The organism is Streptomyces sp. LX-29 (assembly GCF_029541745.1).
In the GTDB taxonomy this organism is placed as follows: Bacteria; Actinomycetota; Actinomycetes; order Streptomycetales; family Streptomycetaceae; genus Streptomyces.
In genome coordinates this window covers 2,318,689-2,333,169 of record NZ_CP089746.1, presented here as the reverse complement: position 1 = coordinate 2,333,169, position 14,481 = coordinate 2,318,689, and the positions used below count along the sequence as shown (strand labels likewise).

Genomic DNA, 14,481 nt, shown 5'->3' with positions numbered 1-14,481 from the left:
CGACGCGCCGTAGCCGCGGTGCCGGACCGGCCTGGGGGTGGTGGTGGTTCCGCCGGTCCCGCCGTGGTGTGGCGCGCCGTCTCCCATGGGTGAGGGACCTGTTTCCGCCGCGACGGTGGGTCGTTTGACGGCGGTGTTCGGCGGTGCCGGACCGGCCTGGGGTGGGGGTGTCCCGCTGGGGTGGTGGTGCTTCCGCCGGACCCGCCCGGTGGGGGTGGCGCGCCGTTCCCGCGCGGGCGGGGGTCTCCCGACGGCGTGCGCCCCGCAGGGGACCCGCAGGGGAGGGGGCGGCGGAACGGGGGCGCCGTAGTGCGAAAGCGTGCCGCGCTAGCGGCGAAGGCGGAACCAGTAGAAGCCGTGACCGCCGAGGGTCAGCAGGTACGGGAGTTCACCGATGGCCGGGAAACGGACGCCGCCGATCAGCTCGACCGGGTTGCGGCCGCCGAAGGCGCGCAGGTCCAGCTCGGTGGGCTGGGCGAAGCGCGAGAAGTTGTTCACGCACAGCACCAGGTCGTCCTTGTACTCGCGCAAGAACGCGAGGACGGCCGGGTTGCTGGACGGCAGCTCGGTGAAGGATCCCAGACCGAAGGCCGGGTTCTGCTTACGGATCTCGATCATCCGCCGGGTCCAGTGGAGCAGCGAGGACGGGCTGCTCATGGCCGCCTCGACATTGGTGACCTGGTAGCCGTAGACCGGGTCCATGATGGTCGGCAGGTACAGCCGCCCCGGGTCGCAGGAGGAGAAGCCCGCGTTGCGGTCAGGTGTCCACTGCATGGGGGTGCGGACCGCGTCCCGGTCGCCCAGCCAGATGTTGTCGCCCATGCCGATCTCGTCGCCGTAGTAGAGGATCGGCGAGCCGGGCAGGGAGAGCAGCAGCGCGGTGAACAGTTCGATCTGGTTGCGGTCGTTGTCCAGCAGCGGGGCCAGTCGGCGGCGGATACCGATGTTGGCGCGCATCCGCGGATCCTTCGCGTACTCCGCGTACATGTAGTCGCGCTCTTCGTCGGTGACCATCTCCAGCGTCAGCTCGTCGTGGTTGCGCAGGAAGATGCCCCACTGGCAGCCGGCGGGGATGGCCGGGGTCTTGGCGAGGATCTCCGAGACCGGGTAGCGGGATTCCCGCCGGACCGCCATGAAGATGCGCGGCATGACCGGGAAGTGGAAGGCCATGTGGCACTCGTCGCCGCCCTTGGTGTAGTCGCCGAAGTAGTCGACGACGTCCTCGGGCCACTGGTTGGCCTCGGCCAGCAGCACGGTGTCCGGGTAGTGGGCGTCGATCTCCGCGCGGACCCGCTTCAGCAGCTCGTGCGTCCGCGGCAGGTTCTCGCAGTTGGTGCCCTCCTGCGCGTACAGATACGGGACGGCGTCCAGCCGGAAGCCGTCGATCCCGAGGTCCAGCCAGAAGCGCAGGGCGGCCATCACCTCCTCCTGGACGGCCGGGTTCTCGAAGTTGAGGTCCGGCTGGTGCGAGAAGAAGCGGTGCCAGTAGTACTGCTTGCGTACCGGGTCGAAGGTCCAGTTGGACTGCTCGGTGTCGACGAAGATGATCCGAGCGTCCTGGTACTGCTTGTCGTCGTCGGCCCAGACGTAGTAGTCGCCGTACGGCCCCTCGGGGTCGGAGCGGGACTCCTGGAACCACGGGTGCTGGTCGCTGGTGTGGTTCATGACGAAGTCGATGATGACGCGCATGCCGCGGTGGTGTGCGGCGTCGACGAACTCCACGAAGTCGGCTAGGTCACCGAACTCCGGCAGCACGGCGGTGTAGTCGGACACGTCGTAGCCGCCGTCGCGCAGCGGGGAGGCGAAGAACGGGGGCAGCCACAGGCAGTCGACGCCCAGCCATTGCAGGTAGTCGAGCTTGGCCGTCAGACCTTTGAGGTCGCCGATGCCGTCGCCGTTGCTGTCCTGGAACGAACGCACCAGCACCTCGTAGAAGACGGCGCGTTTGAACCATTCGGGATCCCGGTCCTTGGCGGGAGTGTCCTCGAAGGTGTCCGGGACGGGCTCATTGACGATCATGGTGTGGGTGACCCTCCGATCGGTGAGGACGGTCGCAGGGACAGCACATGCGCGGGCGCCATCGATCGGCCCGGCTCAAGGCGCACATAGTTGTCCCTGCCCCAGTGGTAGGTCTCGCCGGTGAGCTCGTCGCGCACCGGGACGGACTCATGCCAGTCGAGGCCGAGTTCCGCCATGTCCAACGAGACCGTGGCTTCCTGGGTGTGGTGGGGGTCGAGGTTGACCACGGTCAGCACGCAGTCCTCGCGGGGCGCCGGGGTGCGCTTGGAGTAGACGAGGACGGCGTCGTTGTCCGCCTGGTGGAAGCGCAGATTACGTAGCTGACGCAGCGCGGGGTGGCGACGCCGCAGTCGGTTGAGCGCCGTGATCAGCGGCGCGATCGTTCGCCCCGCGCGCTCGGCCGCGGCCCAGTCGCGCGGTCGCAGCTGGTACTTCTCCGAGTCCAGATACTCCTCGCTGCCGTGTCGCACCGGGGTGTTCTCGCACAGCTCGTACCCCGAGTAGACGCCCCAGGTGGGGGAGAGGGTGGCGGCCAGCACCGCGCGCACCTCGAAGGCCGGGCGGCCGCCGTGCTGGAGGTAGGCGTGCAGGATGTCGGGGGTGTTCACGAAGAGGTTGGGCCGCATGGAGGCGGCTGCGTCCCCGGTCAGCTCCGTCAGGTACTCGGTCAGCTCCCGCTTCTCGTTGCGCCAGGTGAAGTACGTGTACGACTGCTGGAAGCCGATCGCGCCCAGGGTGTGCATCATCGCGGGCCGGGTGAACGCCTCCGCGAGGAAGATCACGTCGGGGTCGGTCCGGTTGATGTCCGCGATCACCTTCTCCCAGAAGGCGACGGGCTTGGTGTGCGGGTTGTCGACCCGGAAGATGCGCACCCCGTGGTCCATCCAGTGCCGTAGCACCCGCTCCGTCTCCTGCACGATGCCGCGGAAGTCCTCGTCGAAGGCGATCGGATAGATGTCCTGGTACTTCTTCGGCGGGTTCTCCGCGTAGGCGATGCTGCCGTCGGCCCGGTGGTGGAACCACTCCGGATGCTTGCCGACCCACGGATGGTCGGGCGAACACTGCAGGGCGAAGTCCAGCGCCACCTCCATGCGCAGCTCCCGCGCCCGCGCCACGAAGTGGTCGAAGTCCTCCAGGGTGCCCAGGTCCGGATGGATCGCGTCGTGCCCGCCGTCGGCGGAGCCGATGGCCCAGGGCGAACCGACGTCGTAAGGCCCCGCGGACAGCGTGTTGTTGGGGCCCTTGCGGTAGGCGGTGCCGATGGGGTGGATGGGCGGGAGGTAGACCACGTCGAAGCCCATCGCGGCGATCGCCGGCAGCCGCTCGGCGGCGGTCCGCAGCGTGCCGCTGACCAGGTGCGGCCGCCCGTCGCCGACGGCCCGGGGCACCCCGTGGTTTGGTGCGCCGTCCGGCCCCACGGCGTACGGGACCTCGGCATCCGCCCCGACCGCCGCGCCCACCGGCGCTCTCGACTCCCCGCCACCGGCGGACGCGCCCGCTCCGACCGCGTCCCCGGAGACGAGGCGCGCCCCCTCCGAGCGCGGGAAGAACTCGTACCACGCCCCGTACAGTGCGCGCTCCCGCTCGACCCGCAGCGGGAGCGCGCGTGAGGCGGTGACCAGCTCGCGCAGCGGATGCAGCTCCAGGGCGCCGACCACCTCGGGAGCGAGGGCGGCCGCCAGCCGGTCGGCCACCGGCCGGTGCGTGTCGCGCAGCCCGTCGACGGCGCGCAGCACCGCCTCCCGCCCCTCGCTCTTGGGCACTCCGGCGGCGGCGCGCTCGTGCAACCGGGCGCCGTCCGCGAGCACCAGATCGGTGTCCAGCCCAGCCGGGATCTTGATGCCCGCCTGGTGCCGCCAGGTGGCGATCGGATGGCTCCACGCCTCGACGGTGTAGGTCCAGTGGCCCTCGACGTCCGGGGTGACGTCGGCTCCCCAGCGGTCGCTGCCCGGGGCCAGTTCGCGCATCGGGGTCCAGGGACCGGACCGCCCGGCCGGGTCGCGAAGCACCACGTTGGCGCCCACCGCGTCATGCCCCTCCCGGAAGACCGTGGCGCTGACCTGGAAGGTCTCGTCGACCACCGCCTTGGCGGGGCGTCGGCCGCAGTCGACGAGCGGGCGGATGTCCAGTACGGGGATGCGTCCGATCATAGGATCACCTGGCGCGGTCGCGGGCTGGTGGGCGGTGGAGGCGTCCGTCCTTTGTAACTGCTCCACTGTCGGGCGACGTGCTGCGGGCATGATTGCTCCTGTCCGCGTTCACTCTGGTGGGCGGATGGCGTGGGGCCATGGGGGGTGTTGGGGAAGCCTTCCACGAGGCGCGGGGGGACAATCCGGGGCGCGTACGTCTTTTGCCGTCCCTTTCTGAGCCCCGGTCCACTTCCGGCCGCTGTGAGCGCCCTTCGCTGGAGTGCGCACGCGTCCGTGAGGAGGAGCTCCGTGGCAGGCGCAGGGGGCCTACGGCGGGAGGGGGTGGGCAGGGGGTCTTCGGGGCGCTTACGCGTGATCTGCGGGCGAAGAGGGGGCTTCTCGGCGGCACGGGTAAGGCCCGTAAATCATGCTGCCCCGAAGGTCCCCCGGACCGCCCCCGCCCCACCCACCGCACCGCCCGCCCTACCCACGGCCCGCACCGACCCACCCACCCCCCCGGCACTCATCACTCCGCCCCAGCGCAGGCCGCAGGGCCCCACACGACCCGAGCCCAAAAAGAGGGGGTCGGGACGGGCGAAACACCTCAATCGGTATGTGGTGCACCGCTACCGTCGAAGCGTGAAGGCCATTCGTCGATTCAGCGTGCGTCCCGTCCTTCCGGAACCCCTACGACCGCTCAGCGACCTCGCGCGCAACCTGCGCTGGTCCTGGCACCCCGAGACCCGTGAGCTGTTCGAGGCCGTCGACCCCGAGGGCTGGCAGGCCACCGGCGGTGACCCGGTGCGACTGCTGGGCACGGTGTCCGTCCCGCGGCTGGCCGCCCTCGCCGGCGACCGCCGCTTCCTCCGCAGACTCACCGCCGCCGCCGACGATCTGCACGACTACCTCACCGGACCCCGCTGGTACCAGAGCCGGGCGTGCGGCGCGGCCCCGGCCCGTGAACTGCCCAGCGCCATCGCCTACTTCTCGCCCGAGTTCGGCATCACCGCCGCGCTGCCGCAGTACTCCGGCGGCCTGGGCATCCTGGCCGGCGACCACCTCAAGGCCGCCAGCGACCTGGGCGTCCCGCTCATCGGCGTCGGACTGCTCTACCGTCACGGCTACTTCCGGCAGTCCCTGGACCGCGAGGGCTGGCAGCAGGAGCACTACCCGGTGCTGGACCCGCACGAGCTGCCGCTGTCGCCGCTGCGCGAGCCCGACGGGCGCCCGGCCGAGGTGCGGCTGGCGCTGCCCGGTGGCCGACTGCTGCGGGCGCACATCTGGCAGGCCCAGGTCGGCCGGGTGCCGCTGCTGCTGTTGGACTCCGACGTGGAGGAGAACGAGCCCGCCGAGCGCGGTGTCACCGACCGGCTCTACGGGGGCGGCAGCGAGCACCGGCTCCAGCAGGAGATGCTGCTGGGCATCGGCGGGGTGCGCGCGGTGCGCGCGTACTGCCGGTTGACCGGCCACGCCGCGCCCGAGGCGTTCCACACCAACGAGGGCCACGCCGGCTTCCTCGGCCTGGAGCGCATCCGCGAACTGATCACCGACGGAGCCCACTTCGACGCCGCCCTGGCGGCGGTGCGCGCCGGGACCGTCTTCACCACCCACACCCCCGTCCCCGCCGGCATCGACCGCTTCGACCGGGAACTGGTCGCCCGGCACTTCGGCGACGACGGCGAGCTGCCCGGCATCGAGGTCGAGCGGGTGCTGGCGCTGGGCATGGAGACCTACCCGGGGGGTGAGCCCAACCTCTTCAACATGGCCGTGATGGGGCTGCGGCTGGCCCAGCGCGCCAACGGGGTCTCCACCCTGCACGGCCGGGTCAGCCGGGAGATGTTCGCCGGGCTCTGGCCGGGCTTCGACCCCGAGGAGGTGCCGATCACCTCGGTCACCAACGGGGTGCACGCGCCCAGCTGGGTGGCGCCGGAGGTGCTGCGGCTGGGCGCCCGGCAGGTCGGGGCGGCCCGCACCGAGGACGCGCTGGCCGTGGGCGACCCGGCGGCCGGCGACCGGGACCGCTGGGACTCGGTCGCCGGCATCCCGGACGCCGAGATCTGGGAGCTGCGCCGCTCGCTCCGGGAGCAGCTGGTGGTGGAGGTGCGCCGGCGGCTGTACGCGTCCTGGCGGCAGCGCGGCGCCGGCACCGCCGAACTCGGCTGGGTCGACCAGGTGCTGGATCCGGACGTGCTCACCATCGGCTTCGCCCGCCGGGTCCCCTCGTACAAGCGGCTCACCCTCATCCTGCGGGACCGGGACCGGCTGCTGGAGCTGCTGCTGCACCCGGAGCGCCCGGTGCAGCTGGTCGTGGCGGGGAAGGCGCACCCGGCCGACGACGGCGGAAAGCGGCTCATCCAGGAGCTGGTGCGGTTCGCCGACGACCCGCGGGTGCGGCACCGGATCGTCTTCCTTCCGGACTACGGCATGGGGCTGGCCCAGAAGCTCTACCCCGGCTGCGACGTGTGGCTGAACAACCCGCTGCGGCCGCTGGAGGCGTGCGGCACCTCCGGCATGAAGGCCGCGCTCAACGGCTGTCTGAACCTGTCGGTGCTGGACGGCTGGTGGGACGAGTGGTACGAACCCGACTTCGGCTGGGCCATCCCCACCGCCGACGGTCGCGGCACCGACGAGCACCGTCGCGACGACCTGGAGGCGGCGGCGCTGTACGAGCTGCTGGCCGAGCGGGTGGCGCCGCGCTTCTACGACCGCGGCGCCCACGGCCTGCCGGAGCGCTGGATCGACATGGTGCGCCGCACCCTCGCCACCCTCGGCCCCAAGGTGCTGGCCGGCCGCATGGTGCGGGAGTACGTGGAGCGGCTCTACACCCCGGCGGCCCACGCCCACCGGGCGCTGGACCCGTCCGCGGCGCGGGCGTTCGCGGCCTGGAAGGCGCGGGTGCGCGAGGCGTGGCCGCGGGTGGCGGTGGACCATGTGGAGGCCGGCTGGTCCGCGGCGGTCAGCGCGGACCCGGCCGCCGAGGGCGCGGCGGAGCTGGGTGCCACGCTCCCGTTGCGGGTCCGGGTCGGCCTCGGCGGGCTGGACCCGGGCGATGTGGAGGTGCAGGTGGTCGCCGGGCGGGTGGGCGACGACGACCGGATCAGCGACGCCCAGCGGGTGCCGCTGAAGCCGACCGCCGGCCCCGACACGGACGGCCGCTGGCTGTACGAGGGTCCGCTGGCCCTGGACCGCACCGGGCCCTTCGGCTACACGGTGCGGGTGCTGCCGGCGCACCGGCTGCTGGCCGAACCGGCGGAGCTGGGCCTGGTCGCCGAGCCCTTCGCGGACAGCGGCGAGGCGGCCGGGATGCTGATGCGTTGAGCCGGCGGCCGGCCGCGGGGCCGCGCGGCCGGGGATACGAAACGGGGCTCCTGGCGGATGCCAGGAGCCCCGGTCGTTGGGTGGGCGGTGCCGGGGGCGGCTGGGCAGCCCCGGGCACCACCCGGTCATGGGGGACCGCTCGCGCGGAGGGGGCTACTCAGCCCTGGTGCTTGACGTTGACACCGGCCCACGCGGCGTTGACGCCCTTGTACTCCGTGCTGTTGTGGCCGTACAGCGCACGCGCGGCCTTCAGCGTGGCGTCACGCGCCTGCTTGTAGTTGGTGGTGGAGGTCATGTACGAGGTCAGCGCCTTGTACCAGATCTTCTCCGCCTTGGCCCGGCCGATGCCGGTGACCTTCTTGCCATCCTTCGTCGGGCTGTTGTACTCGACGCCGTTGATGACCTTCTTCCCGCTGCCCTCGGAGAGCAGGTAGAAGAAGTGGTTGGCCGGACCCGAGGTGAAGTGCGGGTCGTCCTGGCCGATGTTGCGGTTCCAGTAGTCGTAGGAGTAGCCGTCCTTGGAGGGCTTGTCCATGTGCCGCAGCGGGGCGCCGTTGCCGAAGATGTCGATCTTCTCGCCGATGAGGTAGTCGCCCTTGTCCTTGCCGTTCTTGGCGTACCACTCGACGGCCGTGCCGAAGATGTCCGAGGTGGCCTCGTTCAGACCGCCGGCCTCGCCCCAGTAGTTGAGGTTGGCGGTGGCGGAGGTGAGACCGTGGCTCATCTCGTGACCGGCGACGTCCAGCTGGGTCAGCGGCTTCTTGTTGCCCTCGCCGTCGCCGTAGGTCATGCAGAAGCAGCTGTCGTCCCAGAACGCGTTGACGTAGTTCTGGCCGAAGTGGACCCGGCTGTAGGCGGCCTTGCCGTTGTTGCGGATGCCCTTACGGCCCAGGACGTTCTTGTAGTAGTCCCAGGTCACGCCGGCACCGTAGGCGGCGTCGACGGCGGCGGTCTGGGCGTTGGACGGCTTGCCGTTGCCCCACTTGTCGTCGGCGTCGTAGTAACGCCACTTCGGCGGGTTCGGGTTCTCCTCGCTGCCGCCGTTCTTCAGGTTGTACGTGACGTGACCGCCACGGGCCTTGTCGGTCAGCGTGTAACGGCTGCCGCTCTTGGAGGTGCCGAGCTTGACGTCGCCGCTGTACTGGCTGTGACCGGAACCGGTCTTGATGTCCTGGTACTCGGCCAGCTTCGCGCCGGTGTCGGCGTTGGTGAAGACGTGCAGCCGGGAGGGCGTGCCGTCCTCCTGGAAGCCGCCGATCACGGTCTCGTACGCCAGGACCGGCTTGCCGGTGGCGGCGAAGACCACCTTGCGCGGGGCGTTGTCGGTCTCGGCCTTGGTGCCGCCCGCGGCCTTGGCGATGCCCAGGGCCTTCTTCTCGGCGCCGGCCGGGGCGATGGACGCCTTGGTGTCGGCGACCTTGATGTCGGCCTCGGTGGCCTTGACGACGTCCTTGGTGTCGCCCGCCGGCGACTCCTCGATGACGAGGTCGCCGCCGATGACCGGCAGACCCTCGTAGGTGCGCTCGTAACGGGTGTGCGTGGTGCCGTCGGCGTCCTGGACGACGTCGCGGACGACCAGCTGCTCCTTGCCGCTCAGGCCGATCGTCTTGGCGGTGGCGGCCTTGGTGGCGTTGGCGTCGCGCAGCAGCTCGGCGCGGACGGAGGGGGAGAGCTTGACGGACTGGGCGCCCGCCTCAGCGGTCTTGGGAGTGGCCGCGCCCGCGGACCCGGTGGTCATGCCCGCGGCCAGCAGGGCCGCGGTCACGGTTGCCGCGCCGGCGACGACGGCGGTGCGGCGGTTTCTGCGGGATATGGAGGAACGTGAAGGCACGCGTGTCTCCCGTTAGCTGTGGGGGATGGGCAGGCGTCGGCGCCCCCCAACCGAACAAAGACGCGGCGAGCGCCGCATGAATGGAGAGATTGCCATCAATCGCGCGTTCATGTCACGGGCGAAATAGGCGATTGGCAGGAAGATGTCCGGTAAAGAGGATCTCAAATCCATATAACAATACGACCGGTGCCCGGAGTGTTACATTCCGGGCACCGGTCGGTTTCTCACGGCTGGTCAGAAATGCTGCGTCCGCCGGGGAATCAGCGGACGTTCACTCCCGCCCAGGCGCTGTCCACACCCTTGTACTCGGCGCTGTCGGCGCCGTACAGGTCGCTCGCGGCCTTCAGCGTCGCCTCGCGGGCGGCGTGATAGTCCGTGGTCGAGGTCATATAGGTGGTCAGCGCCTTGTACCAGATCTTTTCCGCCTTGTCGCGGCCGATGCCGCTTACTGCCTTGCCATCGGCGGTCGGCGAGTCGTAACTCACCCCGTTGATCTCCTTCTTGCCGCTGCCTTCTGACAGCAGATAGAAGAAGTGGTTGGCCACGCCCGAGGAGTAGTGCACGTCCTCGTTGCCGACGCCGTCGTACCAGTCGTCCTTGGACTTGCCGTCCTTGGAGGGCTTGTCCATGTGGCGCAGCGGGCTCCCGTCGCCGCGGATGTCGACCTTCTCGCCGACCAGGTAGTCGCCCGCGTCCTCGGAGTTGCCGGCCCCGAACTCCACGGCGGCGGCGAAGATGTCGGAGGTGGCCTCGTTCAGGCCGCCGGACTCGCCGCTGTACTCCAGGCCGGCGGTGGCCGAGGTGACGCCGTGCGTCATCTCGTGCGCCGCGACGTCGATCGAGGTGAGCGGCTTCTTGTCGCCCTCGCCGTCGCCGTAGGTCATGCAGAAACAGCCGTCGTCCCAGAAGGCGTTGACGTATCCGCTGCCGTAGTGGACCCGCGACGAGGCGCCCTTGCCGTCTCCCTTGATGCCGGAGCGGCCGTGCACGCTCTTGTAGTAGTCCCAGGTCAGTTGGGCGCCGTAGGCGGCGTCGACGGCGGCCGTCTGCGGGTCGTCTGGCTTGCCGTTGCCCCAGGTGTCGTCCGAGTCGCTGAGCGGCTTGCCCTCACCGCTCTGTCCGTGGTCGAGGTCGAAGGTCTGGTGGCCGCCGCGCTCGCCGTCCTTGAGCGTGAAGCCCTCGCCCTCCTTGCTGCTGCCGACCTCGACCTTGCCGCTGTACTGGCTGGTGCCGCTGCCGGTCTCGATGGCCTGGTACGAGAAGAGCTTCTTGCCGCTTCTGGCGTCGGTGATCAGGTGCAGCTCGCTGGGCGTGCCGTCCTTCTGCACGCCTCGCTTGACGGTCTCGTAGGCCAGCACCGGGCTGCCGCCGCCCGCCCAGACCACCTTGCGGGCGTCCTTGGCCGGGGCGGCGAGCGCGGCCTTGGTGGAGGCGAGCTTGATGGTGGCGCGGGCGGCCTTGGTGACGCCGGTGACCTTGCCGCTCTTCGCCTCGTGGACGACCAGGTCGCCGCCGAGCACCGGCAGGCCCTCGTAGGTGCGGTTGTAGCGGGTGTGCAGGGTGCCGTCGGCGTCCTTGACGACGTCCTTGACGACCAGTCGCTCCTTGGCGCCGAGCCCCAGCGTCCGGGCGGTGGCGGCCTTGGTGGCGTCGGCGTCCCGCAGCAGCTCCGCGCGGAGCGAAGCGGTGAGCTTGAGGGGCTGGGCGCCGGTGGCCTTCGGCGGCGCCGCGACGTCGGTGGGGGTGGCCTGGGCGGCGCCGGAGGTCATCCCGGTGGCGACCAGGGCCGCCGTGGCGATCGCGGCGCCGGCGGCGGCCGCCACCCGGCGCTTGGTGTGACGTGATATGTGCGTGTTGGACTTCTTGCTCACACGAACTCCTCGTTGCTGTGGGGGGGTGGGCCGGGCGACGGGGAAGTGCCGTCCGGTCCGGAAACAAGAGGTGCGGCTGTGAAGCGCGTGGGCAGACTGTCACAAGCGATGCGTACATGTCACGGGTGTGGCGTCAGGTCGGCTGGAATCCGTCCGTTGGATGACATCCAACCTCCGCATTACGGACGGGTCGTGGGCGGGCCGTGGCACGAACGCAGGCGCCGCCCAAGGGAGTCGGGATCACCTTGGGCGGCGCCTGGTTCAGGGAGTCGGGGTGAGAGCTCGGCGAGCTCGGCCCGGTCGGTCTAGAAGGTCAGCCTCCAGCTGTTGATGTAGCCGGTGTCCAGGGAGTAGACGTCCTGGACCTTCAACAGCCAGGTGCCGCTGGCGGTCTCGGAGGAGGCGTCGACCGTGTAGGTGGCCTTGACGTTGTCCGCCGAGTCGGATCCGCTGGAACCCTTCAGTCGGTAGGAGGTGCCGTCCGGCGCCACCAGGTCGATGACCAGGTCACCGCGGTAGGTGTGGACGATGTCCACGTCCACCTTGAGGGTGGAGGGGGCGTTGCCGGTCCGACTGACGTTGATCGGCGAGGTCACGGCCGAGCCGGCGTCCGGGATCGCCACGTCGGCGGTGTTCTCGAAGACGCTGCCGCCGCCGTCGGTGTTGACGGTCCACTTGAAGGAGACGGTGGCCGACTTGTTGGCCGAGTCGGTCACGGTGACCGACACGGTGCTGGTCCCGGTGGTGGTCGGGGTGCCGGAGATCAGACCGGTCGAGGCGTTGATCGACAGGCCCGCGGGCAGCCCGGTGGCGGCGTAGCGCAGCGCGCCCGGGTTGGTGCTGGTGGCCCGGATCTGCAGGTTCGCCGCGGTGTTGACGATGGTGGTCTGGTCGCCGGGCGGGGTGATGGACACCGCGTCCGCGACCCGCTGGCCGACGTTGACCGCCGCCCAGGCGTTGGCCACGTTGTTGTACGTCGAGCTGCCGACGCCGAACAGCTCGCCGGCCGCCCACAGCGTCGCGTCGCGCGCGCCGGCGTAGTTGGTGTTGGAGGTCATGCGCTGGCTCAGCGCCTTGAACCAGATCTTCTCGGCGTTGACCCGGCCGATCGCGGTGACCGGGAGGTTGTCGTAGGTGGGGCTGTCGTAGCTGACGCCGTTGATCACCTTCTGGCCGCTGCCCTCGGAGGCCAGGTAGAACCAGTGGTTGGCGACACCGGAGGAGTAGTGCACGTCGATGGAGCCGATGCCCGAGTACCAACTGTCCTTGGACCGGCTGTCCTTGGAGGGCTTGTCCATGTAACGGAGCGGCGTGCCGTTGCCGTTGATGTCGATCTTCTCGCCGACCAGGTAGTCGCCGACGTCCTGGGCGTTGTTGCCGTAGAACTCCACGGCGGCGGCGAAGATGTCGGACGTGGCCTCGTTCAGACCGCCGGACTCGCCGCTGTAGGTGAGGTTGGCGGTGGCCGCCGTGACCCCGTGGGACATCTCGTGCGCGGCCACGTCGATGGAGGTCAGCGGCTTGGCGTTGCCGGACCCGTCGCCATAGGTCATGCAGAAGCAGCTGTCCTGCCAGAACGCGTTGACGTAGTTGTTGCCGTAGTGGACCCGGGAGGAGGCCCCGACGCCGTCACCCCGGATGCCCGAGCGGCCGTGCACGCTCTTGTAGTAGTCCCAGGTCAGCGCGGCGCCGTAGTGCGCGTCGGCGCCCGCGGTCTCCGTGTCGGAGGGCTGGCCGTTGCCCCAGATGTCATCGGGACCGGAGAAGAGGGTGCCGCCCGAGGTGCCGCGGTTCAGGTTGTACGTCTTGTGGTTGCCGCGGGCGGTGTCGGTCAGCGTGTACGTGGAGCCGGACTGCTGCGTGCCCAGCGTCACCTGCCCGCTGTACTGGGTGTTTCCGGTGCCCTCCTTGACGCCCTGGAACTCGAACAGCTTCTTGCCGGTCTTGGCGTCGGTGATGACGTGCAGCTCGTTGGGCGTGCCGTCGTGCTGGAGGCCGCCGACGACGGTCTCCCAGGCCAGCACCGGCTTGCCGGAGGCGGCCCAGATCACCTTGCGCGGCGCCCGCTCGGCGGCGGACGCCTTCGACCCCTGCGCCCTGGCGGACTTCACCGCGGCCTGCGAGGCGGCGGCCGGCTTGACGGTCGGGGTGAGCGACGCGACCTGCACCCGCGCCTTGGTCGCCTTGGCGACCGACTCGACCTTGCCGCTCCTGGTCTCGTCGACGACCAGGTCGCCGCCGAGCACCGGCAGTCCCGCGTAGGTGCGCTCGTAGCGGGTGTGCGTGGAGCCGTCCACGTCCTGGGAGACGTCGCGGACGACCAGCCGCTCCTTGGCGCCCAGGCCGAGCTCCTTGGCCGTCGTGGCCTTGGTGGCGTTGGCCTCCCGTATCAGCTCCGCACGCTGGGAGGGGGACAACTTCACCGGCAGCGCGCCGGGGTCGGGTTTGGTCGCCGCGATGCCGGCGACCGGGTTCGCGTCGTCCGGGCGCGCGGTGGCGGAGGTGGACTGGAGGCCGACTGCGAGCATCGCCGTCACGGCGACGAGAGCGCCGGTCGCGGCGGCGCGCCGATGGGGGGTGGGTCTCACGCTGACTCCTTCTGCGGTGGCCGCGGTGGGACGCGGTCCGGATCAACCGGTCGGCTGGGACGCCAACCGGGGAGAGCGAGGAAGAACGTGGTGCGCGTGGGGGGAGACCTGGCCGACGGGGCGCAGCGGGTGGAGCGAGGGGGAAACGGCTGCGGGGTCGGCAGAGGGAAGAGTCCCACCGTGGACATGCATATGTCAGGAGCGCGACAAAAAGTTGGCCGGAAACTGTCCGTTGACGAAAGAATGGTGTCCGTATAACGGATGGATGGAGCGATGGGGAGCGCTCCCCGCGATGCGGGCCATGACGATTTCGGCCACCGCCCACTCGACCGAGCGCCGGCGCTCCCTCGACGACGCGCGCGAACTGCCCGACGCCTGCCTCGACTCCTGCCGGTCCGCCGTGCCGCGGAAGCCGGACGGGCTGTCGGGGCGCGCGCCGCGGACCTCGCGACTCCCTTCGGGCGGGCACCGCTGGCGCCGCTCAAGCATCTGACCTGGGTCGAACGTCGTTGTTTTCCAGCGGAGTTCACGGCCGAGCCGTTCGGTGACACGCGGGGCGAGCGCGGCCCCGACGGCCGCCGGCACACCCCCGGGCCATGGGTCGGCGAAGGGGCGTGCACGCCGTCTTCGCGCCCGGCGCGCCCCCTCCCGGGAGCTGGTCGCCGGCGCGCCGACCGCGCAACGCGCCGGTAGGGGTGGCTGGTTCGCGACCGCGCGTCCTCCGT

General features: G+C 70.5%; 7 protein-coding genes. 2 read left to right on the top strand and 5 right to left on the bottom strand.

The genetic code is table 11. The features are described 5' to 3' along the window. Positions 1–327 precede the first annotated feature (327 nt). Both treS and LRS74_RS09820 read right to left on the bottom strand, forming a co-directional pair. Positions 328–2,019, bottom strand: a complete 1,692-nt coding sequence (gene treS, locus LRS74_RS09825; RefSeq protein ID WP_277740642.1) for a maltose alpha-D-glucosyltransferase — start codon at positions 2,017–2,019, stop codon at positions 328–330. Next, a complete protein-coding gene (locus LRS74_RS09820) occupies positions 2,016–4,169 on the bottom strand; it encodes an alpha-1,4-glucan--maltose-1-phosphate maltosyltransferase (protein WP_277740641.1) in 2,154 nt (717 codons plus the stop codon). The genes treS and LRS74_RS09820 overlap by 4 nt, the downstream gene beginning before the upstream one ends. A 618-nt stretch (positions 4,170–4,787) precedes the next feature. Between LRS74_RS09820 and glgP the strand changes: the two genes are divergently transcribed. Further along, entirely contained in the window at positions 4,788–7,466 is a 2,679-nt protein-coding gene (gene glgP / locus LRS74_RS09815; protein WP_277740640.1) for an alpha-glucan family phosphorylase, read from the top strand. A gap of 157 nt (positions 7,467–7,623) precedes the next feature. Here glgP and LRS74_RS09810 read toward each other — a convergent pair whose 3' ends face one another. The 3 genes from LRS74_RS09810 to LRS74_RS09800 form a co-directional block, all read right to left on the bottom strand. Next, positions 7,624–9,297, bottom strand: coding sequence for a M4 family metallopeptidase (locus LRS74_RS09810; RefSeq protein ID WP_277740639.1), 1,674 nt, complete (start codon positions 9,295–9,297; stop codon positions 7,624–7,626). 260 nt (positions 9,298–9,557) lie between these two features. Continuing rightward, complete coding sequence (locus tag LRS74_RS09805) at positions 9,558–11,144, bottom strand: M4 family metallopeptidase (RefSeq protein WP_277744683.1); 1,587 nt, start codon at positions 11,142–11,144, stop codon at positions 9,558–9,560. A gap of 329 nt (positions 11,145–11,473) precedes the next feature. After that, positions 11,474–13,756, bottom strand: coding sequence for a M4 family metallopeptidase (locus LRS74_RS09800; RefSeq protein ID WP_277740638.1), 2,283 nt, complete (start codon positions 13,754–13,756; stop codon positions 11,474–11,476). 265 nt (positions 13,757–14,021) lie between these two features. Here LRS74_RS09800 and LRS74_RS09795 point away from each other — a divergent pair, with 265 nt between their 5' ends. After that, complete coding sequence (locus LRS74_RS09795) at positions 14,022–14,249, top strand: hypothetical protein (RefSeq protein ID WP_277740637.1); 228 nt, start codon at positions 14,022–14,024, stop codon at positions 14,247–14,249. The last annotated feature ends 232 nt before the right edge of the window (positions 14,250–14,481 follow it).

What these genes read in the sequence shown, in the direction of transcription:
- treS (WP_277740642.1), bottom strand. Translation starts at nt 2,019, where the DNA reads ATGATCGTCAATGAGCCCGTCCCGGACACCTTCGAGGACACTCCCGCC.
- LRS74_RS09820 (WP_277740641.1), bottom strand. Translation starts at nt 4,169, where the DNA reads ATGATCGGACGCATCCCCGTACTGGACATCCGCCCGCTCGTCGACTGC.
- LRS74_RS09795 (WP_277740637.1), top strand. Translation starts at nt 14,022, where the DNA reads ATGGAGCGATGGGGAGCGCTCCCCGCGATGCGGGCCATGACGATTTCG.